Here is a 20,596-nt window from a genome sequence, read left to right as displayed (position 1 = left end):
ACCTCAGTTCATCAGTTTCCGGTCACGAAGTTCTTTGTTGGCCTTCTCCAATTGATCTTCGGGAAGCGGCTGTTCGAGCACCCAGCTGGCGAACCTTTGCAAGCCCTCCTTGAGCGTGACTTTCGGCTCAAGACCTAGCAAATTTTTCAGTCGGGTAATATCGGCGTAGTTATGACGGATATCGCCGACGCGGAACTGGCCGGTCACGACAACGTTAGGCTCTTTACCAAACGCGCGAGTCAACTCCTCAGCGACGGTCCTGACTGAGGTGGCCACCCCACTGCCGACATTAATTGCGGCGTTAGGGGCAGGATTAACCGTAATACCTTTCAACAGTGCGTCGGTGACATCATCCACATGGACGAAGTCCCGACTTTCCTCCCCGTCTTCGAAAAGCGGTAGTTGGCTGTCCATTCGGATTTTTGTTGAAAAAATCGACAAAATGCCGGTGTAAGGATTGTTGAGCGACTGACGTTCACCATAAACGTTTTGCAAGCGGAATATGGCGTAGCCAATACCCATCGCCTGACAACCGATACGCAACAGATCCTCCTGGGCATACTTAGTTGCTGCATAAATTGACGCAGGCGAAACCAAGTCCGTTTCCTTCGTAGCCACCAGGTTCAGCACTGCTCCAGTGTCAGGGCATACGGGTTCCCATTGTGCCTTTGCCAGCATTTCTGCGCTGCGCGCAACGGGGAAGATTCGCTGGTTGGTAACCGAGTGGACGTAAGCGCCTTCGCCATAGATCGACCGACTGGAGGCAAGCACAACCCGTTTGACCTGATGACTCACGTGACCTAGCACATCAAGCAACAATGCCGTGGCCTGTGTATTGACCTCGTTGTATTTAGCGACCTGATACATCGACTGACCGGTGCCGGTTTCGGCCGCCAGATGCACGATGCCATACACCCCAACAAGCGCTCGCTCCCAATCCGAAGCGCGGGTGACATCGCCACGAAAAAACTCGACGCCATCGCTGGACAGCCATTCAAGATCGACAGGAACCTCACCATGTACCTGCACCGACAAGGAATCAAGGATGCGAACCTTGAAACCCGAAGCAAGCAATTTAGGCACTAAATGTGACCCAATAAAGCCTGCCCCACCTGTTACCAATATCAATCCAGCCATTTGGAACTCCTATTATTTAACGAGAGAGCTATGTGCTCATTCTAACTAAAATCTTCTACGATTGAATGCCCTGTAGATGAAGCAAAAAATCATCGCCAGTACGAATTGAAATAAAATCGGCAAGAGAAAAAACATATCATAAAATATTGAAAAAATGAGAACCTGCAAGGCTACGGCATAAGCAAAGATCCCCCAAGGCCGGCCTTTACGCGCAACACCATAGATAAAACAACAACAAAACTGAATAAAGGAGACGATGAAAAAAGCGCCTACAGGACCAAAATCGGAGACGAATCCAGAGTAGAAAGTCGCTGCGTTTAAATTTCCGTCTACAAATACAAACAAATCGCTCCGCTGGTCAAAACCAAACCAGACTTTGAGTGCGCTGGGAATCAGATTGTAGAAGGAGTAGCCAAAACTATAAGCAGGCTGCAACGTATCAACATTATAGAATAGATTGCTCATGCCTGATGTAAGATAAACATAGAACCACAGGAAGCCACTGGGCAACGCGGAGAAAAACCACTCGTAGTCTTTACTGACCAGATAAGAAAACGGGTTCAATACCTGTCGTAGATCACCCACATAACCGAACAGGAAAATCGCCGCTATTGCAGACACAATCAGAGTTACAATCACTCTAAAACTGAGGGTGCGCATCAGGAAAAACACACCCACCACTTGTATAATCGCACTCAAGAGAATGCCACGTCCAAGCATCATGACTGGCCAGCAGAGCAGCAATAGAATAAAAATCACAATGCGGAACCTGGGTCGTACAAAATATAAATACGCCAGCGCCGTCACGACCTGCAAATACATTGCATTCATTATTCCGTGAAAAGACGGAATACCGAAATCGGTATACAATCGCCCATCCCCGACGTAGTTCCAGTACAGCGGAAAACCACGCTGCACATAGACTTCGAAACAAGTCCCCACCAGCCATATCCAAAACAGCGTCTTAAGGTAACCCCGCACGCCGGCCTGATACCTGCTAAATGTTTCGGCGTCTGGCTTGCGAGAAGGCCTGCCCAGAATCATATAGATTAAGAGCATGCTCATCATATTCATTATAATAAGCGTCAGTCCGACCGCATTGATCGGGACCAGATTGGTGGTAGCCCCCAGACAGTACAGCAGTAATACGCCTCCCCATACCGAGCAAAAGACAAATACAGGATTACCCATCAGATAATGACTCCCATATTAGCCCATGACGCGTTTGATGAGGTATTTGAGACGACCGCCTGAGAGTCTGATTATTGCATTCCCACCAGGCACGTATCGATTTGCCCAAGCGACCGCATACAGCCCTATATAGGTAGGCGCCTTGGGCGCGTGCCCCATAGCACGGGAAGCAAGCGAGAGCGCCAGTGTGGGATCAAGTTTTAGCTGACGGAAGCTCTCCCCCGCGATGTAACGTGCCTTCGCCCGCGCAATCAAGGCTTTCAAGTGCGGACCCTGACCAAACTTCTCAGCGAAATAATCAAGCGCCAGAAGCGATTCCTCCAGAAGATCATAGGTCTGCATGCTTGCACCGCCCGCGTGCTTGCGATATCGCGCCAAAACTTCATCGATTTTATACAAACGCCCACCCATGGAAACTTCAAGGAAAAACAGCCAGTCGCTGACTGTCTTGAGCCGAGCGTCGTAAAGACCTTTAGGCAGCGCATCGCGACGGATCATGATTGAGCAGCCCCCGGGAATCCCGCCCTTGAGCAGTAAATCCTCGGTGGAGTAGACATCCTCACGAGCGTGCTGATTGGTTGTAAAAATAGTCCTGTTGGTTTCTGAGTCGAAGATCTCTACAGGGTGATAAGTCAGCACTACGTCAGGCAAGCAATCCATGACGGCTACTTGCTTGCTGATTTTACCCGGCAACATAAGATCGTCGCCAGCAAACAGTGATATATACTCACCCTCGCAAAGACCAAGTGCCTTGTTGCAGTTGAGAGTGACACCCAGATTTTCCGTATTAATAACAGCTGTTATTTTTTCCGGATAACGCAAGCAATAAGTAGAAATAATCTCTGCCGTTTTATCTTGCGACGCATCGTCACAGACAACAACTTGGATATTGTCGTAATCTTGGTTCAAGATAGAGTCCAACGCTGCCGCCACATAGCGCTCTGCATTATAAGTAGGCATCATCACGCTAACTTTTTTCATTTCATACCTCTAATAAAACGGCCTGCCACATACACCGTAAAGATAAAATAAAATAGATAGTTCAAGACAAATGCATACATCGCGCCAATCAAGCCAAATATTGGAGTAAGGAAATAAACGCCAGCAACATAGGTCATCCCAAAAAAAATTTCAGAAATCAGGAATGTTCTAGTCATTGCTTTGGCCAGCATAATGAACGACAAAATGAAAGAGGCGACCTTGATCACATCACCTATTAACTGGGGCGCATAGAGATAGAGGGACCCAGTGAACTCGTCAGAGAACAGGATCCATGTAATCAGGTCTCGAAAGCAATAAATACCCAGCGCCAGCACACTGACGACAGGGATTAGATATTTATAAGCGGTTTTTATTTCATCAACGAATAGTTTTTTCTCGGTGATAGAAGAAAGCTTTGGAAGATAGTAGACGCTGATAGCCATCGTCACGAACAGCAAATAGGCTTCAGACACCTTGCTGACTGCCTGCCAATAGCCAACCTGTTCCCAAGTAAATCTATCTGCCAAGATGTTTCTCACCAAAATCTGCAATAAAGGCGCTAACAGCGCTGACGTCAATGTCATCAATGAATAGTAGGAAAGCTTTTTTAGAATCTCCTTATCCAGCGAACACTTGAAGTAGTTAAAATTAAAGTATGCACTCTTATAATAGAATACAAGGCTAATTATCAGTAGACTGGCTTGCGCAAGCAAGAATGCAAGCAACACTCCATACAACTGATAAAAATAGCCCAGTATCAAAGGTGCCAGAACCCCCACGACTGCGCCGCCCACATGAATGCCGGCAAGACGTTTTACGTCCATCATTCCATTGACGATCGCGATGATCAAATTATGCAGCGCGACAAAGACCTGTGCAAACGCCAGCACTACGATCAGGCTTTGATAGCGAAGATCCCCCAGCAGCCATATAGTAATCTGCTCACTCAGGCACAGTACGGTCACACACATAATCAGCGAAGATATCATCGAAAAGCAGAACGCTGAATTCAACAACACTTTTACATAATTATCTTGATCGCGATATTCCGCTAGATACTTAACAACCCCCGACCCTACGCCCCCGCCTGCGAATACCACAAGCAGCGCCGTCAGACTCATAAATTGACCCAACTGAGCGACACCCTCGGGGCCAGCCAGAACTGCGACCAACTTCATCACCAGAAACCCCGAGAGTAACCTCGCAAGCGTGGCGACGGAAGTTATTACTCCTGTGCGTAGTATATTCAAATTTTACTCAATCTATCACCATGTAGCCAACAACCGGATAATTCGCCTGAATAGCCACTCATGCATCCGGCCAAAAAACTTACTCAAGAAAACTGATTTAGACTTTCAATGACACGATCAACCTCTTCAGGGGATGTCGCCGTGCTGAGTGGCAAACTCAGTACCTGCTGATGAATGGCTTCGGTGATGGGGAGTTGGCAAATGGAGAGCTCTCTATAGGCTTGTTGACGGTGAGCAGGTATCGGGTAATGGATGAGTGTATGAATGCCGTTTTTATACAAGTGAGCCTTCAGTGCATCACGCTTGGGGCTCTTCACAACAAACAGGTGCCAAACATGTTGTTCGTACCGAGCGGCCACGGGCATTTGCAGTTCGCTATTGGTCACACCCTGAATGTAACGGTTGGCCAATTCGCGTCGCACACTGACCTCATGATCGAGATACCGCAGTTTCGTCCTGAGCATAGCAGCCTGGATCTCGTCAAGACGGCTATTCACTCCCTTATACTGGTTTTCGTATTTTTTGTAACTGCCATAGTTACCCAGCGCTCGGACCACGGAGGCCAGTTCGCCATCATTGGTCGTCATGGCCCCGCCGTCTCCAAGCGCCCCCAGATTTTTACCGGGATAGAAGCTGAAACCCGAGGCATCTCCCCAATTCCCTGCCCGACGCCCATCAATACTCGCGCCATGGGATTGCGCCGAATCTTCAAGCACCAGCAAACCATGCTCTTGAGCAATAGCGCACAGTTTAGGCATCTCTGCCAACTGGCCGTAAAGGTGCACAGCCAGTATAACTTTGGTACGCGGGGTTATAGCGCGTTTCACACCCTCGGGCGGCAGATTGAAACTGGCTTCGTCAGGCTCTACCAATATTGGGGTCAGGCGGTTCTCCGTTATCGCCAGAATACTGGCGATATACGTATTGGCTGGAACGATCACTTCATCGCCCTCAGACAGCTTGCCCATTTCTTTCCAAGCCCGTAGTGTCAGCGTCAATGCATCAAGGCCGTTCGCTACTCCGACGCAATATTTTGCGCCGCAATAATCGGCGAATTCTTGCTCAAAACTTGACAGCTCATTACCCCCGACATACCAGCCCGAATCGATCACCCGCGAGCAGGCCGCCTTCAGCTCTTCGGAATACACGTCGTTAATTTTCTTCAAACTAAGAAAGTCAATCATTTTAATAAAACCTCATAAGAGTCGATGGTCATTCCCCGAGCACCGAAGCTCTCTTTTTGTGCTAAAAGGCCAGTGTTAAGATATTGTCCCTGATCTTCTGTAGATATACCGAAACTAAAATATTCGAACCCATCTGATTGGCTTTTCTGAATACAGAATTCGATTAGGCAATCCAGCGCGCCAAGATCTTTACCCTCTTCACTGGTCGCAAGATATTGGGTGTGAACGACATTTTCAAATTTGAAAAGCAGCGCACCAGCGAGCATTTTTTCTTCATGCACTACTGCCATTAAAGAAATCTGGTCAGGGAACAGCGACGACAGGTGAATCAGCTCCGGCGCGGTATGGACAGGTACTGCATCGTGCTTTTCCAGTACACCACTGAGCAGCCCGAGGAACCCCTCCAAATCGGTAGACGGCGCGGCTACCAAGTTATTTTTCTTCGCGCGAGCGATTAGCCACTTCCTGCCCTTGGACAACTTCATCCTGTCTTTGAGATAGATAACACTCGATAGATCTCGGCGACTCAGCCGTGCGTCTACGCGAAATAACCCATACAGATCTTCCTGAGCCCCATGACGAGCAAAGATATAGGGGACGGCCTTATAAATAAGCTTTTCAAACCCATATTGCGCGCAGAATCCTTTCAGGGCTTCAAAGCAGTCAAGCACGGCTCTGGCTTTGACTTTCTGTGACAGCACCAAGCCACCATAGGTAAGGCCACCATGGCTGGACAGCGTATCTGCTTTCTGCGATGCCGGCATGACCGCGATTAGCGTATCGTCTTCATAAAACATAATCGAAGCATCGACGAATCGATCGGCGTGATACTCCATGAAGTCTCTTTTAAACATGAACAGAGGTGTCTTGGCCTCTGCAATAAACCGATTCCAGATCTCTTTCTTCTCTGTCGAGTAAAACTCGCAAACTACCATTCAACTAACTCCGCGACACCAAAACCTTCCGCGCCCATATTATTGCCGTTATAGAAGCAGAATATCTTGCCGCTGGCATTAACCAGTCGTGGGTAGCAGAGGTGGATCGAGTCGAATCCTTCTGGGGACAGCGTTAAACCGAACTCCGCATCGCAGCGCGTCCAGCTCTTGCCATCCGTGGAGATGGCGACACCTGGGAAATAGTCCTCTCCGGAGGTACTACCTTTGGTGTAAAACATGTAGTAGACATTATTATTTTTATACACCGATGGACGACCAATGCGGTATTCGTCGCCTTCCACATCAATGCACTTTATTCCAGGTCGATCGAATACAACACCATCAGCCGATTCGGTATACCAGATATTGTAATTTGGGAAATACTTACCTTTGATCAACTCCCAGGAATCACCAACCGCGTACCAAGCCTTCCATACGCCGTCCTCGAATAAAACCGAGTGGATCGCGCGGATAGTCGTACCCCCGTGTGCGCGGTCCATTACCGGGGCTTCTGAAACACGCTGGAAAGTATTCCCACCGTCGCTGCTTTCTGCCAAACCGGTGAACGCTAGAAACTTGGCGCGCTTGACCAATTGGAAGCCGACGTAATACATGCGCAAGATATCGCCAACCCTGACGATATCTCCCATGATCACACCATTGTCGTCAAAGCAGCCGTCGCGTCCGCGGTCGAGAACAGGCTGTTCGGATACGCCTAAGACTAGGGTGGGGTCGTTGGCGCATACGTCAACGTAGCCTATTCTGCTGATGCCCTCTTTGTCTCGAAAACCGGCGTAGATGCGTATGACATCTTCGTTGAGAAGGATGGGCATTGGTGTCAGTGCCGAGTTACTTTTCCAATCGTCAATACCTGACTGCGAAAATACGTGACCTAATTTATTCCATTTCATAGTCGGCGCCTTCACAACTTAACCGAGAGCGAACTTTTCCTGGGCATCTCTTTGGCGGGAGCTCCGTAATAGATACGCTCAGGCTCCTTTAAGCTTTTCGACACCAGAGACCCCGAGGCAACAATACAATCGCGAGCGACAGTAATATGGTCATTTAGCGTAGCATTGACACCTAGAAACGACGAATTTCCGATACGGCAATAGCCAGACACTACAACATGGGAGGAAAGGAAACAGTTATCTTCGATAACAGAACGGTGACCGATGTGATTACCACTCCAAAGAATCACGTTATTACCTATCTCAACAAAAGGCTGTACGGTATTATCTTCAAATATAAAACAATTCTCACCAATTACTGCGTTCCGCCAAACAAATGCGCGGGAACTGATATAAGTTGCGCAGGTGTAACCCATTTCCTTTACCGAGTGATACAGCCTAGTTCGCAGGCGATTTAGCTGCGAGGCAGGAATAGCAACAAAGACTTCATACTCGGCGCAGGGGAAATGCGCTCGTATATCTTCAAGGGCAACAATCGGCAAATCATAGAGGCTTTGAATATCTAAATACTCACGTTCAACAGCAAAGCCGAAAACTTCGTAAGCAGAATCATAGGTAAAATATTCGTAAGCGATCATCGCCAACTCGCCCGCGCCAACAATTACTAATTTCTTATGCTTTTCCATTTTTGACTTCCCTTATAAATTGGTCATAACTTCGGATGTAGTCGGATTCATTGAAGTGTTCGCTGGCGAAAACCAGCAAAACACAATCCGGACTAAATTCATGCATTTCACGCCAAAGCATATTCCTGATAATTAGCGCCTTGGTGCTTGAATCGAGCAGCACGGTCTCTCTGGTCTCACCATCGTCAATGATCATTTTACAGCTGCCGGAAACACAAATCGCCATTTGTTCCAAGCGACGGTGTGCGTGGAACCCACGACTGACATCCGGCTGGGTGCCAAATATGTAATAAGCACGCTTGATGGCAAACGGTATGTTCTGCCCCTGCTCCAGCGCAATCAGGCTTCCACGCTCATCACCGATCACGCGAAGGTCAACCAACTCCTTTGCTCCAAGCAAAAACTCCGAATGGCGACTTGCATTTGCCAGTAAAGGGGCAGCTGCATCTTTCGCGCTGACTAGGGAGCCCGGCAGTTCAGGCCAGGTGATTCCAATTGCGGGGTCATCCCAGCGAATGCTTCTTTCGGATGCCTGATCATAGACATCTGTGGTTTTGTAGAGAAAATGCGTTTCGTCTTCAAGGGCAACGAAGCCATGCGCAAAACCCTCGGGAATCCAAAGTATTCGCTGATTGACCGCGCTGAGTTCCACGCCTGTCCATTGTCCGAACGTGGGTGATTCTGCGCGTATATCCACCACAACGTCATACGCAGAGCCACGAGTTACCCGTACGAGCTTACCTTGAGCATGGGGCGGCAGTTGGTAGTGGAGACCTCGAATCACACCCTTTTTAGAGCAAGAGTGATTGTCTTGAACGAACGCGCGAGGCACTGGAAGCCCTCTCGCCTTCAGGGCGTCGTGAAACACTGCTTCATTGAAGCTCTCTAAAAACCAGCCGCGGTCATCGCTGAATACTTTCGGCTCGATGATTACAACGTCAGGTATTGATGCTTGTATTAACTTCATTCGCCTGACGCCTCTTCCAAAAGCATTTTTAGGTACTGACCGTAACTGGTCTTTTTCAATTTTTCCGCCTGAGTGGCCATCTGCTCTCGGCTAATCCATCCGTTGCAGAATGCAACTTCTTCCAGACAGGCAACTTTAAGACCTTGGCGATTCTCAATGGTGTGAACAAACTGGCTCGCCTCTAACAGTGACTCATGGGTGCCAGTATCTAACCATGCAAAGCCACGTCCAAGCATTTCCACAGTCAGTGATTTATCGTTCAGATAGGCCTGATTCACGTCGGTGATCTCAAGCTCGCCACGCGATGATGGCTTAATGCCCTTGGCAATATCCACCACACGATTATCGTAAAAATACAATCCGGTCACTGCATAGTTTGACTTGGGCACTTTTGGCTTTTCTTCGATGCTCAGGGCCACACCTTCTGCATCGAACTCAACCACTCCGAAACGCTCTGGATCGGAAACGTGATACCCAAAGATCGTCGCGCCTGCTTGCTGAGCCATCGCCGACTTCAAATTATCCGAAAAACGCTGACCATAGAAAATATTATCCCCGAGGACCAAGCAACATGGATCGTTGCCAATAAATTCCTCGCCAATCAGGAACGCCTGAGCAAGACCGTCAGGGCTGGGTTGTTCGGCGTAACTCAACTGAATACCGTATTGACGGCCGTCGCCAAGCAGTTTTTTGAAACCGGGTAGATCATCAGGCGTGGAAATGATCAGAATTTCCCGCATTCCGGCAAGCATCAGCACAGACAGCGGATAGAAAATCATCGGCTTATCGAAGACAGGCAGCATCTGCTTCGATACGCCTAGCGTGAGTGGGTACAAGCGTGTGCCTGAGCCGCCAGCGAGGATAATTCCTTTGCGTTTGATGTCCGTCATATCTTTGCTACTTCCTAAAATATCCAAATTGCGCCCCATAACCCACTGGCCATGCGCATAAATTCGCTGTAGTTTCTCGGTATTGCTGCATAAGTTCAATGACTGGCTTCTGTGCATTGAGTATCGGCGTTCGCTCCACAGTCCAGAGCGGGTCAAATCATCGACGACAAAACGAGCACCAACCCAGCGAAGCTGCAAACTGAGATGTCACTTTTCACAAAAAGGAGGAAACCACGAGTCCGGGAAATCCGAGGCTTTACACAGCTTTTTCAGGCCTACCTCTTTAAGAATTGATTCTTGAGAAACCGCATACCGTTGATCAATTTCGGGAATTGAGTACCACATCACTTTACACAGGATCAATCCGCGAAAGAAAATTCCGTAGCCTAAGTCTCCGTCGCTCTGCAAGCCAGGACTTGCAAGCCCTAAATTTATTGACTGAACATTGCCAGATTGGAAGTAGGCGGGTAATGTCCAACGGATCCATCTACTGATACAGGCGCTCTCAGAATGAAACTCGCTTCTGCCCGATTAAAAAGCGCTTGGCGAGATAAATACACATGGCCATCACCCTAAAGTCTACCAAAAAAATCTGAGCGATACGGCCGTCGGTGGGAACATCCGATTTGCACTTTACAAGTGCCTTCTTCGATCTGCAGAGCATCAACGCCCAGAAAGAACTAGAAACTTGCTAGTTATTGGCCTCGTCGCACTTCGCACTGCCGGAATCTGGATTGCCCAACGTAGAGCATGAGCAAGGTTGCTGACGGGTCCGACTGACCAAAGAGACAATCTTGGTCTCCTTGCCGTTTTCGCAACTCCAACAAAGTGCGCTTAGCTTGCCCTCGAATGAAAAATCTTAGCGAGGCCTTTCAAGGAGAAAAAAAGTAAAGGAAATTCTGAATAAGCCAGATATCGCTCGATGACTCTGCCAGGATTGCCGAAAATTTGAGCCGCGTCATTGCGACGCAGCACAGCAGTGAAGGGGCTGTGCGACAAAATTATCTGAAGACGGCGCCCCAACATCGAACACCGAACCTCGGCACATCAAGCAGCAGTAGACGCTAGACGCGCGCGGCAGGAATCGGACTTTGACGTCGCTTACGCACCAACACACCCAACAGCGGCCCTACCAACATCCCAACTATCAAAGCCACAACCATAAACACCGACACAGGCATCTGCCCTGTAGCCAAGCCCAGGAACGAAAGAGACACACCCTGCTGGTTTTCCAGCACAAATGTTAAAACCACCAATGCCACTACCAGCGCCGTCAGCACCACGACAACGCGCTTAACCCCACGCATAACATTCTCCTACCCCAAAAACACTCAGACGCCTTCTTCCTCTTCTTCGTTCACCCGGTCACGCAACTCTTTGCCCGGTTTGAAGTGAGGAACGAACTTGCCGTCGAGACTCACAGACTGCCCGGTCTTAGGATTCCGCCCTACCCGCGGCGCGCGGTAGTGCAGCGAAAAACTCCCAAACCCACGAATCTCAATCCGATCACCCGTCGCCAGGCACTGGGACATTTGCTCGAGCATGGTCTTGATAGCCAGCTCGACATCCTTGGATGAGAGCAGCCCTTGATGGGTGACAATTCGTTCGATCAACTCCGACTTCGTCATATTTTTCCCTTCTTTTTCAAGCAGCTAGGAAAAGCGCTTCGAAGGTTTTAGCATGACTTGATGAATTTGAACAGCCCATGCATAAACTTATCTGTGGACTGAATAAACACCTGTTGCGGATGGACCTCGCACTCAATTGCAGATCACCAACATCGTCCGCGTTACCGCGCCGGCGGGGTTCCAGCCGAATGGATAGTCGCCCTCTTCGTCCGTGGCGTCACTGGACTTGGTGATGACCTTGTAACCCTGCATCTTGCACTCTCTGGCCGCGCGTTTGTCGCACTTGCTCCAGTTGTTGCCCAGGCCCGAGCAATCGATCTCGATGCCGCTGACACCTCGCTTGGCGTGGGTCTTGGCGCTGGTGGTGGAGCAGCCCGCAAGTACCAACACTGCGGTTAGTACGATAAGCCTGTTCATTCAAATCCTTATTGAAGCAACAACGCGAGAACTGTTTTTTTAAGACTATAGTCAGTTCTGACACTGAGCTGTGCATCTTGGTTCTCGGTGTTGATTCAACGAATTTCAGGCGCAAAAAAGGGCGACCGAAGTCGCCCTTTTTCTAGGGTCTGACAGAACTTAGTTCTGTTTTTCCATTTGTGCACGCAACAGGTCGCCCAGAGTGGTAGGACCAGCAGCGATGCTATCCGAAGGCTTGTCTTTCAAGCTTTGGATGGCTTCTTTCTCTTCAGCATCGTCTTTCGACTTGATGGAGAGCTGGATTACGCGGCTCTTGCGGTCAACGCTGATGATCTTGGCTTCTACTTCCTGGCCTTCTTTCAGAACGTTGCGCGCGTCTTCAACGCGATCACGGCTGATTTCGGAGGCTTTCAGAGTCGCTTCGATATCGTCGGCCAGAGTGATGATGGCGCCTTTAGCGTCAACTTCTTTCACGATGCCTTTAACGATTGCGCCTTTGTCGTTGTCCTGAACGTATTCAGAGAACGGGTCGCTTTCCAGTTGCTTGATGCCCAGGGAGATGCGCTCGCGCTCTGGGTCAACCGACAGGATAACGGTGTCCAGCTCGTCGCCCTTCTTGAAACGACGAACAGCTTCTTCGCCCACTTCGTTCCAGGAGATGTCGGACAGGTGAACCAGGCCGTCGATGCCGCCGTCCAGACCAATGAAGATACCGAAATCGGTGATCGACTTGATGGTGCCGGAGATTTTATCGCCCTTGTTGAACTGGCCAGAGAAATCTTCCCATGGGTTAGATTTGCACTGCTTGATGCCGAGGGAGATACGACGACGCTCTTCGTCGATGTCCAGAACCATAACTTCCACTTCGTCGCCGACTTGTACGACTTTCGAAGGGTGGATGTTTTTGTTGGTCCAGTCCATTTCGGAAACGTGTACCAGGCCTTCCACGCCTTCTTCCAGCTCAGCGAAGCAGCCGTAGTCGGTCAGGTTGGTAACACGCGCGGTAACGCGAGTGCTTTCTGGGTAACGGGCTTTGATAGCGACCCATGGATCTTCACCCAGTTGCTTCAGGCCCAGGGAAACACGGTTGCGTTCGCGATCGTATTTCAGAACCTTGACATCGATCTCGTCGCCAACGTTGACGATTTCGGAAGGATGCTTGATACGCTTCCAAGCCATGTCGGTAATGTGCAGCAGGCCATCGACGCCACCCAGATCGACGAATGCGCCGTAATCGGTGAGGTTCTTGACGATACCTTTGACTTGTTGGCCTTCCTGCAGGGATTCCAGCAGAGCTTCACGCTCGGCGGAGTTCTCTGCTTCCAGGACGCTGCGACGGGAAACGACAACGTTGTTGCGTTTCTGGTCGAGTTTGATGACCTTGAATTCGAGTTCTTTGCCTTCCAGGTGCGTGGTGTCGCGCACAGGACGAACGTCGACCAAAGAACCTGGCAGGAACGCACGGATGCCGTTAACGTCGACAGTGAAGCCGCCTTTAACCTTACCGTTGATAACGCCCTTGACCACTTCTTCAGCTGCGAAGGCTGCTTCGAGAACAATCCAGCATTCAGCGCGCTTGGCTTTTTCACGGGACAGCTTGGTTTCACCGAAACCGTCTTCAACCGAATCCAGAGCAACGTGAACTTCGTCACCGACATTGATTGTCAGATCGCCAGCATCGTTGTAGAACTGTTCCAGCGGGATCAGAGCTTCAGACTTCAGACCAGCGTGAACGGTTACCCAGCGAGCTTGGTAATCGATATCAACGATAACACCGGTGATGATGGAGCCTGCCTGAAGGTTCAGGGTTTTTAGGCTTTCTTCAAAGAGTTCCGCAAAGCTTTCGCTCATTTTAATTCCTGTTGATAAGGGCGAAGAATACGCCCATCTCCACACCCCAGACGGTGTGGGTCAGTTTCAATTAAAAGAAGCACCACAGGACTATGACTGGTCCCCTGCGGCCTTCTTGGTCACCCGGCGATATCGCGAATAGCGATCTCGCTCATGATGCGTTCCAGCACCTGCTCGATGGACAACTCCGTGGAATCCAGCTGTATGGCATCAGCCGCCGGCTTTAGCGGGGCTACTGCGCGCTGGGTATCACGCTCATCGCGTGCACGGATCTCATCTAGCAGACTCGACAGACTAACACCATCGACTTTGCCCTTCAACTGCAAGTAACGGCGGCGAGCCCGCTCCTCGGCACTGGCGGTCAGGAAAATCTTTAACGGCGCCTCTGGAAATACCACGGTGCCCATGTCGCGGCCATCGGCCACCAGGCCCGGCGGTTCCTGAAACGCCCGCTGACGCTGCAGCAGAGCGTCACGCACCGCAGGCAGCGCGGCGACCTGGGACGCCCAGGAGCCGACTTGTTCGTTGCGCAGATCATCGGTCACATCATCGCCTTCGAGGATGATGCGCTGGGGATGACCTTCCGTCGCGCCGACGAACTGCACATCCAAATGTGCGGCCAGCAGCTTCAGGGATTCTTCGTTGGTCAGGTCGACGCCATGGTTGCGAGCGGCAAACGCCAACAGGCGGTAAAGCGCGCCGGAATCCAGCAGGCACCAACCCAGGCGCTTGGCCAGGATGCCGGCTATCGTGCCTTTGCCCGAACCGCTTGGCCCGTCGATGGTAATCACCGGTGCTTTGATATTCACAATTGAGCCTCTTGGGCAACACGGATGCCGACTTGGGCACACAGTGTAAGAAAATTCGGAAAAGACGTAGCAACATTGGCGCAGTCGCGGATACGAATCGGCGCCGCCGCCCTTAGGGAAGCCACACTGAACGCCATGGCAATCCGGTGATCGCCATGGGCATGCACTTCGCCCCCCCCCATCAGGCCACCGTCAATGATAATCCCATCGGGGGTCGGTTCACACTTCACCCCCAGCGCCAATAGACCATCGGCCATCACCTGGATACGGTCAGACTCCTTCACGCGCAGCTCCTCAGCCCCGCGCAACACCGTGCGCCCCTCGGCACAGGCCGCCGCGACGAACAGCACCGGAAACTCATCGATTGCCAACGGCACCAGCGCGTCGGGAATCTCGATCCCCTTCAGCGCCGCCGCGCGCACCCGCAGGTCCGCGACAGGCTCACCGCCGACTTCGCGCTGGTTTTCCAACGTGATATCTGCGCCCATCAGCCGCAGGATGTCGATCACGCCGGTACGCGTCGGATTGACACCGACATGCTCCAGCAACAACTCGGAGCCCTCGGCAATCGACGCAGCCACTAGGAAGAACGCAGAAGAAGAGATATCCCCCGGCACTTCTATATGGGTAGCCGTCAACGAATGCCCCGACTCAACCGAAGCCGTCGCGCCCTGCACCGCCACCGGATAACCAAAGCCGCGCAACATACGTTCGGTGTGGTCACGGGTCGGTGCCGGCTCGGTCACCGCGGTCTTGCCCTCGGCATACAAACCCGCCAACAACAGGCAGGATTTGACCTGGGCGCTGGCCATCGGCATGTCATACGCCACGCCCTTCAACGACTGGCCACCACGGATGGTCAGCGGCGGACGCCCTTCCGGCCCAGTCTCGATCACCGCGCCCATTTCCCGCAGCGGCTTGGCCACGCGACTCATCGGGCGCTTGGACAGGGACGCGTCGCCCGTCAGCACGCTGTCAAAGCGCTGCGCTGCCAGCAAGCCGGACAGCAGGCGCATGGAGGTGCCAGAGTTACCGAGGTAAATCGACCCCGGCGCCGGCTTCAAGCCATGTAAACCCACGCCATGAATGATCACACGCCCATGGTGCGGGCCTTCAATCACCACGCCCATGTCGCGAAACGCCTGCAAGGTCGCCAGGGCGTCTTCGCCCTCGAGAAAACCCTCGACCTCGGTCACACCTTCAGCCAACGAACCGAGCATGATCGACCGATGGGAGATCGACTTGTCGCCCGGCACCCGAATGCTTCCGCTCAAGCGGCCGCCCGGGTTGGCGAGAAAGGTCAGTTCATCAGCGCTCACAGCGGTTTCCATATAGGCCCGGCGAGCCAGGATCTTGCTGAAATGCTCACGCGCCACCCGTGCACGGGTGAACACGCCCAATAATTGATGGCCGTCCCCCGCGTCGACCGCATCACGCAAGGCGTCGAGGTCACTGCGGAAGGTGTCCAGGGTGCGCAACACCGCTTCGCGATTGGCAAGGAAGATGTCGTGCCACATCACCGGGTCGCTGCCGGCAATCCGCGTGAAGTCACGGAAGCCGCCGGCGGCATAACGGAATATCTCGAGGTTCTCGTTGCGCTTGGCCAGGGAGTCCACCAGGCCAAATGCCAACAAATGCGGCAAGTGACTGGTCGCCGCCAGCACCTCGTCGTGACGCTCAACCTGCATGTGCTCGACATCCGCGCCCAACTCACGCCACAGACGATCCACCACCGCCAATGCAGCGGGGTCGGTTTGCTTCAGCGGTGTGAGGATGACTTTGTGGCGACGGAACAGCTGCGCATTCGACGCCTCTACCCCACTCTGCTCGGAACCGGCAATCGGATGGCCCGGCACGAACCGCGCCGGCATGCCGCCAAACGCCTGTTGCGCCGCACGCACCACATTGCCCTTGGCACTGCCGACGTCCGTCAGGATCGCCTGACCAAGGTCCATGCCGGCCAACACACCGAGCAATTTCTCCATGGCCAGGATTGGCACCGCGAGCTGGATCACGTCAGCGCCGCGGCACGCAAGCGCCAGGTCCGCTTCACAGCGATCCACCACCCCCAACTCAACCGCCAACTGACGCGATTTGGGGTCAAGGTCCACACCGACTACTTCGCCACACAGCCCGCTTTCACGCAGGCCTTTGGCGAAGGAGCCGCCGATCAAGCCCAGACCGACCACCACCAGGCGACCGATCATAGGCACAGCAGGTTGCAATGCGGTGACATCAACCACGGGCCAGAACCTTGGCCAGCGCGTCCAGGAAGCGGCTGTTTTCAGCCGGCAAACCGATGGTGATACGCAGGTGATTCGGCATGCCGTAGTTGGCCACCGGACGCACGATCACGCCTTCGCGCAACAAACCCTGGAACACCGGGGCAGCCACTTGGCCAAGGTCGACACAGATGAAGTTGCCCTTGGACGGAATCCAGCCCAGGCCCATCTCACGAAAGCCTGCCTGCAATTGCAGCATGCCGCTTTCGTTGACGCGACGGCTCTCTTCCAGGTACTCGGTATCCTTAACCGCCGCACAGGCCGCGGCCAGCGCGAGGCTGTTGACGTTGAACGGCTGGCGTACGCGGTTCAGCACATCGGCAACCACCGCAGTGGACAGACCGTAGCCGACCCGCAACGACGCCAGGCCATAGGCCTTGGAGAACGTGCGCGATACCAGCAGGTTCGGGTAGGCCGCCAGGAAGTCCAGGCCGTCCGGCAAGTCGCTGCCTTCGGCGTATTCGATGTAGGCTTCGTCCAGCACCACCAGTACGTGCTCAGGCACGTCTTGCAGGAAGTCGTTCAGCGCTTGAGCATCAAACCAGGTACCGGTCGGGTTGTTCGGGTTGGCAATAAACACCACGCGGGTCTGGGCGTCGATGGCCGCCAACATGGCCGGCAGGTCGTGGCCCCAGTCCTTCGCAGGAATGATGCGCGCATCCGCGCCAACAGCCTGCGTGACAATTGGATACACCGCGAACGCGTGCTCGCTGAACACCGCATTCAGGCCAGGCGCCAGGTAGGCACGGCCGACCAGCTCGAGAATGTCATTGGAACCGTTGCCCAACGTCACCTGGTTCAGCTCGACGCGGCACTTCTGCGCCAGCAGCGACTTCAGAGCAAAGCCATTGCCGTCGGGATAACGCGTCAGCTCGGCCAGCTCTTCGCGAATCGCCGCGAGCACGTTAGGGCCCGGGCCCAGCGGATTTTCGTTACTCGCCAATTTGACGATTTTGGAAGGATCCAGATTCAACTCACGCGCCAACTCGTCCACAGGCTTGCCCGGAACGTAAGGCGACAGTTGTTGCACGCCCGGCTGAGCCAGGGCGAGAAAGTTGCCACTCATGTTAACGCCTCACAAAACCGCTTTCGGGTAAGAGCCCAGCACCTTGAGTGCCACGGCTTCCTGACTGATTTTCTCGAGCACGCCCTTGACCAGTGGGTCGCGGTGATGGCCGATGAAGTCGATAAAGAACACGTAAGTCCATTTACCGCTGCGCGAAGGACGAGTCTCGATGCGCGTCAGGTCAATCCCGTTGTCGTGGAACGGCACCAGCAGCTCATGCAGCGCGCCGGGCTTGTTGCTCATGGAGACGATGATCGAGGTCTTGTCGTCGCCGGTCGGCGGCACTTCCTGGCTGCCAATCATCAGGAAACGCGTGGAGTTGTCCGGGCGGTCCTCGATTTTTTCGGCCAGGCGCATCAGGCCATACAGGCCCGCCGCCATATCACCGGCGATGGCCGCCGAGTTCCACTCACCCTTGACCCGCTTGGCGGCTTCGGCATTGCTGGAGACTGCCACGCGCTCAACATTCGGGTAATGCGCGTCCAGCCACTTGCGGCACTGCGCCAGGGACTGGGCGTGAGAATAGATGCGGCTGATACTGTCGGTCTTGGTGCTCTCGCCCACCAGCAGATGGTGGTGGATACGCAGCTCGACTTCGCCGCAGATCACCATGTCGTGCTCGAGGAAGCTGTCCAGGGTGTGGTTGACCGCGCCTTCGGTGGAGTTTTCCACCGGGACCACGCCAAAATTCACCGCACCGGCCGCCACTTCACGGAACACTTCGTCGATCGCAGCCATCGGCTTGCTGATCACCGCGTGGCCGAAGTGTTTCATGGCCGCCGCTTGCGTGAAGGTGCCTTCCGGGCCGAGGTACGCCACTTTCAGCGGTTGCTCCAGCGCCAGGCATGACGACATGATTTCACGGAACAACCGCGCCATCTCTTCATTGCCCAACGGGCCCTTGTTGCGCTCCATCACACGCTTGAGCACCTGGGCTTCACGCTCAGGCCGGTAGAACACCGGCACTTCGCCTTCTGCCAGGGACGCCATTTTCACCCGTGCCACTTCCTGCGCGCACCGCGCGCGCTCACTGATCAGCTCCAGGACTTTCTCGTCCAGGCTGTCAATGCGTACACGCAGGGCCTTGAGTTCTTGCTCAGACATTAGCCGTGTTCCTTTTCGAACGCTGCCATGTAGGCAACCAGCGCGTTGATCGCGTTGATGTCGACAGCGTTGTAGATGGAGGCGCGCATGCCACCGACCGAACGGTGGCCCTTGAGGTTCAGCAGGCCGCGCTCGTCGGCACCGGCCAGGAACGGTTTGTCCAGACGGTCGTCCGCCAGGCGGAACGGCACGTTCATCCACGAGCGATCAGTGAGGTTGATCGGGTTGCTGTAGAGGCCGCTGGCGTCGATGAAGTCGTACAGGGTGCGCTTCTTCTCTTCGTTGCGCTTGCCCATGGCAGCCACACCGCCCTGCTCTTTCAGCCATTCGAAAACCAGGCCCGACAGGTACCAGGCGAACGCTGGCGGGGTGTTGTACATCGAGCCATTATCCGCCGCGACCTTGTAGTTGAGCATGGTCGGGCACAGCGAACGGGCACGGCCGAGCAGGTCTTCGCGGATGATGTTGACCACGATGCCGCTCGGGCCGATGTTCTTTTGCGCGCCGGCGTAGATCATGCCGTACTTGGACACATCGATCGGGCGCGAGAGGATGTCCGAAGACATGTCGCACACCAGCGGCACGTCACCCACTTCCGGCACCCAGTCGAACTCCAGGCCGCCGATGGTCTCGTTCTGCACGTAGTGCACGTAGGCAGCGTCCTTCGACAGCTTCCACTCGTTCTGACCGGGAATCGCGAAGTAGTCGTAGGGCTTGGCGGTGCCCGCCACATTGACGTGACCGTAACGCGAGGCCTCTTCAATCGCCTTCTGGCCCCAGATACCGGTGTCGATATAGTCGGCCGTGCCGCCTTCCGGCAGCAGGTTCAGCGGGATCTGGGCGAATTGCTGGCTGGCGCCGCCTTGCAGGAACAGCACTTTGTAGTCGGATGGGATGCCCAGCAAGTCGCGCAGGTCCTGCTCGGCCTTGGTGGCGATGGACACGAACTCATCGCTGCGATGGCTCATTTCCATCACGGAGAGGCCTTTTCCATGCCAGTCGAGGAGTTCACCCTGCGCACGCTGCAGGACTGCTTCAGGAAGCGCCGCGGGACCGGCACAGAAGTTATAGGCTCTCTTGCTCACATCCAATCTCACTCTGATCTGGTGGTAGTCACGCAAACATATCAGGCGACACCCGATCCAATGTGGGAGCGGGCTTGCTCGCGAAAGCGATCTAACAGCCGACATTTGTAGTGAATGTCAGTCCGCCTTCGCGAGCAAGCCCGCTCCCACAAGGAATCTGCTTGGGTATCAACATTTCCATCCGGACAAACAACAAGGGGGCGAATCTTCATCCGCCCCCTG

General features: G+C 53.3%; 19 protein-coding genes and 1 pseudogene. All 20 read right to left on the bottom strand.

Annotated features, from left to right (window positions below; genetic code table 11):
* Positions 1-3: 3 nt before the first annotated feature.
* On the bottom strand, positions 4-1,137 hold the full coding sequence (locus AACY44_RS00965; protein WP_339414812.1) for an NAD-dependent epimerase/dehydratase family protein: 1,134 nt from the start codon (positions 1,135-1,137) through the stop codon (positions 4-6).
* Between the two features lie 45 nt (positions 1,138-1,182).
* A complete protein-coding gene (locus tag AACY44_RS00960; RefSeq protein WP_339414813.1) occupies positions 1,183-2,328 on the bottom strand; it encodes an O-antigen polymerase in 1,146 nt (381 codons plus the stop codon).
* An 18-nt stretch (positions 2,329-2,346) separates the two neighbouring features.
* Complete coding sequence (locus AACY44_RS00955; RefSeq protein ID WP_339428411.1) at positions 2,347-3,309, bottom strand: glycosyltransferase; 963 nt, start codon at positions 3,307-3,309, stop codon at positions 2,347-2,349.
* A complete protein-coding gene (locus AACY44_RS00950; protein ID WP_339414815.1) occupies positions 3,306-4,559 on the bottom strand; it encodes an O-antigen translocase in 1,254 nt (417 codons plus the stop codon). The genes AACY44_RS00955 and AACY44_RS00950 overlap by 4 nt, the downstream gene beginning before the upstream one ends.
* Before the next feature lie 83 nt (positions 4,560-4,642).
* The gene (locus AACY44_RS00945; RefSeq protein ID WP_339414816.1) at positions 4,643-5,743 is read right to left on the bottom strand and encodes a DegT/DnrJ/EryC1/StrS family aminotransferase; all 1,101 of its coding nucleotides are present in this window, start codon (positions 5,741-5,743) and stop codon (positions 4,643-4,645) included.
* On the bottom strand, positions 5,740-6,579 hold the full coding sequence (locus AACY44_RS00940) for a GNAT family N-acetyltransferase (protein ID WP_339428409.1): 840 nt from the start codon (positions 6,577-6,579) through the stop codon (positions 5,740-5,742). The genes AACY44_RS00945 and AACY44_RS00940 overlap by 4 nt, the downstream gene beginning before the upstream one ends.
* A 92-nt stretch (positions 6,580-6,671) precedes the next feature.
* Positions 6,672-7,589, bottom strand: coding sequence for a hypothetical protein (locus AACY44_RS00935; RefSeq protein ID WP_339529638.1), 918 nt, complete (start codon positions 7,587-7,589; stop codon positions 6,672-6,674).
* A gap of 11 nt (positions 7,590-7,600) precedes the next feature.
* Complete coding sequence (locus tag AACY44_RS00930) at positions 7,601-8,275, bottom strand: acetyltransferase (protein ID WP_307386122.1); 675 nt, start codon at positions 8,273-8,275, stop codon at positions 7,601-7,603.
* Positions 8,262-8,657, bottom strand: a complete 396-nt coding sequence (locus tag AACY44_RS00925) for a sugar 3,4-ketoisomerase (RefSeq protein ID WP_339428413.1) — start codon at positions 8,655-8,657, stop codon at positions 8,262-8,264. Before AACY44_RS00925 ends, AACY44_RS00930 begins: the two co-directional genes overlap by 14 nt.
* Before the next feature lie 36 nt (positions 8,658-8,693).
* Positions 8,694-9,242, bottom strand: a pseudogene (rfbC, locus tag AACY44_RS00920) (dTDP-4-dehydrorhamnose 3,5-epimerase); the annotation flags it as partial.
* Positions 9,239-10,132 carry a glucose-1-phosphate thymidylyltransferase RfbA gene (gene rfbA / locus AACY44_RS00915; protein WP_339415044.1) on the bottom strand — a complete coding sequence of 298 codons (894 nt, stop codon included), beginning with the start codon at positions 10,130-10,132 and terminating at the stop codon, positions 9,239-9,241. The pseudogene rfbC and the gene rfbA, both read right to left, overlap by 4 nt.
* A gap of 1,064 nt (positions 10,133-11,196) precedes the next feature.
* On the bottom strand, positions 11,197-11,439 hold the full coding sequence (locus tag AACY44_RS00910; protein WP_339529636.1) for a lipopolysaccharide assembly protein LapA domain-containing protein: 243 nt from the start codon (positions 11,437-11,439) through the stop codon (positions 11,197-11,199).
* 24 nt (positions 11,440-11,463) lie between these two features.
* Positions 11,464-11,760, bottom strand: a complete 297-nt coding sequence (gene ihfB / locus AACY44_RS00905; RefSeq protein ID WP_003189779.1) for an integration host factor subunit beta — start codon at positions 11,758-11,760, stop codon at positions 11,464-11,466.
* A 132-nt stretch (positions 11,761-11,892) separates the two neighbouring features.
* A complete protein-coding gene (locus tag AACY44_RS00900) occupies positions 11,893-12,177 on the bottom strand; it encodes a hypothetical protein (protein ID WP_339497164.1) in 285 nt (94 codons plus the stop codon).
* 159 nt (positions 12,178-12,336) lie between these two features.
* The gene (rpsA, locus tag AACY44_RS00895) at positions 12,337-14,028 is read right to left on the bottom strand and encodes a 30S ribosomal protein S1 (RefSeq protein ID WP_012722933.1); all 1,692 of its coding nucleotides are present in this window, start codon (positions 14,026-14,028) and stop codon (positions 12,337-12,339) included.
* Positions 14,029-14,147: 119 nt separating this feature from the next.
* On the bottom strand, positions 14,148-14,837 hold the full coding sequence (gene cmk / locus AACY44_RS00890; RefSeq protein ID WP_012722932.1) for a (d)CMP kinase: 690 nt from the start codon (positions 14,835-14,837) through the stop codon (positions 14,148-14,150).
* Positions 14,834-17,044 (bottom strand): bifunctional prephenate dehydrogenase/3-phosphoshikimate 1-carboxyvinyltransferase, encoded by a 2,211-nt coding sequence (locus tag AACY44_RS00885; RefSeq protein ID WP_339529730.1) that lies wholly within the window; start codon positions 17,042-17,044, stop codon positions 14,834-14,836. The genes cmk and AACY44_RS00885 overlap by 4 nt, the downstream gene beginning before the upstream one ends.
* 28 nt (positions 17,045-17,072) lie before the next feature.
* A complete protein-coding gene (hisC, locus tag AACY44_RS00880; RefSeq protein WP_339414821.1) occupies positions 17,073-18,185 on the bottom strand; it encodes a histidinol-phosphate transaminase in 1,113 nt (370 codons plus the stop codon).
* A gap of 9 nt (positions 18,186-18,194) precedes the next feature.
* Positions 18,195-19,289, bottom strand: coding sequence for a prephenate dehydratase (gene pheA / locus AACY44_RS00875; RefSeq protein WP_339414822.1), 1,095 nt, complete (start codon positions 19,287-19,289; stop codon positions 18,195-18,197).
* Positions 19,289-20,374, bottom strand: coding sequence for a 3-phosphoserine/phosphohydroxythreonine transaminase (serC, locus tag AACY44_RS00870; protein ID WP_339414823.1), 1,086 nt, complete (start codon positions 20,372-20,374; stop codon positions 19,289-19,291). Before serC ends, pheA begins: the two co-directional genes overlap by 1 nt.
* Positions 20,375-20,596 lie beyond the last annotated feature (222 nt).

It is taken from the genome of Pseudomonas sp. RA_15y_Pfl1_P11 (genome assembly GCF_963970975.1).
Classification (GTDB): domain Bacteria; phylum Pseudomonadota; class Gammaproteobacteria; order Pseudomonadales; family Pseudomonadaceae; genus Aquipseudomonas; species Aquipseudomonas tritici.
Note: the sequence above shows the minus strand (reverse complement) of the source record. Positions and strands in the feature narration are given on the sequence as shown.

Excerpts from the sequence above, each read along its gene's own strand:
- ihfB (WP_003189779.1), bottom strand. The coding sequence starts at position 11,760 with ATGACGAAGTCGGAGTTGATCGAACGAATTGTCACCCATCAAGGGCTG.
- AACY44_RS00910 (WP_339529636.1), bottom strand. The coding sequence starts at position 11,439 with ATGCGTGGGGTTAAGCGCGTTGTCGTGGTGCTGACGGCGCTGGTAGTG.
- AACY44_RS00940 (WP_339428409.1), bottom strand. The coding sequence starts at position 6,579 with ATGGAGTATCACGCCGATCGATTCGTCGATGCTTCGATTATGTTTTAT.
- pheA (WP_339414822.1), bottom strand. The coding sequence starts at position 19,289 with ATGTCTGAGCAAGAACTCAAGGCCCTGCGTGTACGCATTGACAGCCTG.
- rfbA (WP_339415044.1), bottom strand. The coding sequence starts at position 10,132 with ATGACGGACATCAAACGCAAAGGAATTATCCTCGCTGGCGGCTCAGGC.
- rpsA (WP_012722933.1), bottom strand. The coding sequence starts at position 14,028 with ATGAGCGAAAGCTTTGCGGAACTCTTTGAAGAAAGCCTAAAAACCCTG.
- AACY44_RS00900 (WP_339497164.1), bottom strand. The coding sequence starts at position 12,177 with ATGAACAGGCTTATCGTACTAACCGCAGTGTTGGTACTTGCGGGCTGC.
- AACY44_RS00960 (WP_339414813.1), bottom strand. The coding sequence starts at position 2,328 with ATGGGTAATCCTGTATTTGTCTTTTGCTCGGTATGGGGAGGCGTATTA.
- hisC (WP_339414821.1), bottom strand. The coding sequence starts at position 18,185 with ATGAGTGGCAACTTTCTCGCCCTGGCTCAGCCGGGCGTGCAACAACTG.
- AACY44_RS00955 (WP_339428411.1), bottom strand. The coding sequence starts at position 3,309 with ATGAAAAAAGTTAGCGTGATGATGCCTACTTATAATGCAGAGCGCTAT.
- AACY44_RS00965 (WP_339414812.1), bottom strand. The coding sequence starts at position 1,137 with ATGGCTGGATTGATATTGGTAACAGGTGGGGCAGGCTTTATTGGGTCA.
- AACY44_RS00945 (WP_339414816.1), bottom strand. The coding sequence starts at position 5,743 with ATGATTGACTTTCTTAGTTTGAAGAAAATTAACGACGTGTATTCCGAA.
- AACY44_RS00930 (WP_307386122.1), bottom strand. The coding sequence starts at position 8,275 with ATGGAAAAGCATAAGAAATTAGTAATTGTTGGCGCGGGCGAGTTGGCG.
- AACY44_RS00935 (WP_339529638.1), bottom strand. The coding sequence starts at position 7,589 with ATGAAATGGAATAAATTAGGTCACGTATTTTCGCAGTCAGGTATTGAC.
- AACY44_RS00885 (WP_339529730.1), bottom strand. The coding sequence starts at position 17,044 with ATGATCGGTCGCCTGGTGGTGGTCGGTCTGGGCTTGATCGGCGGCTCC.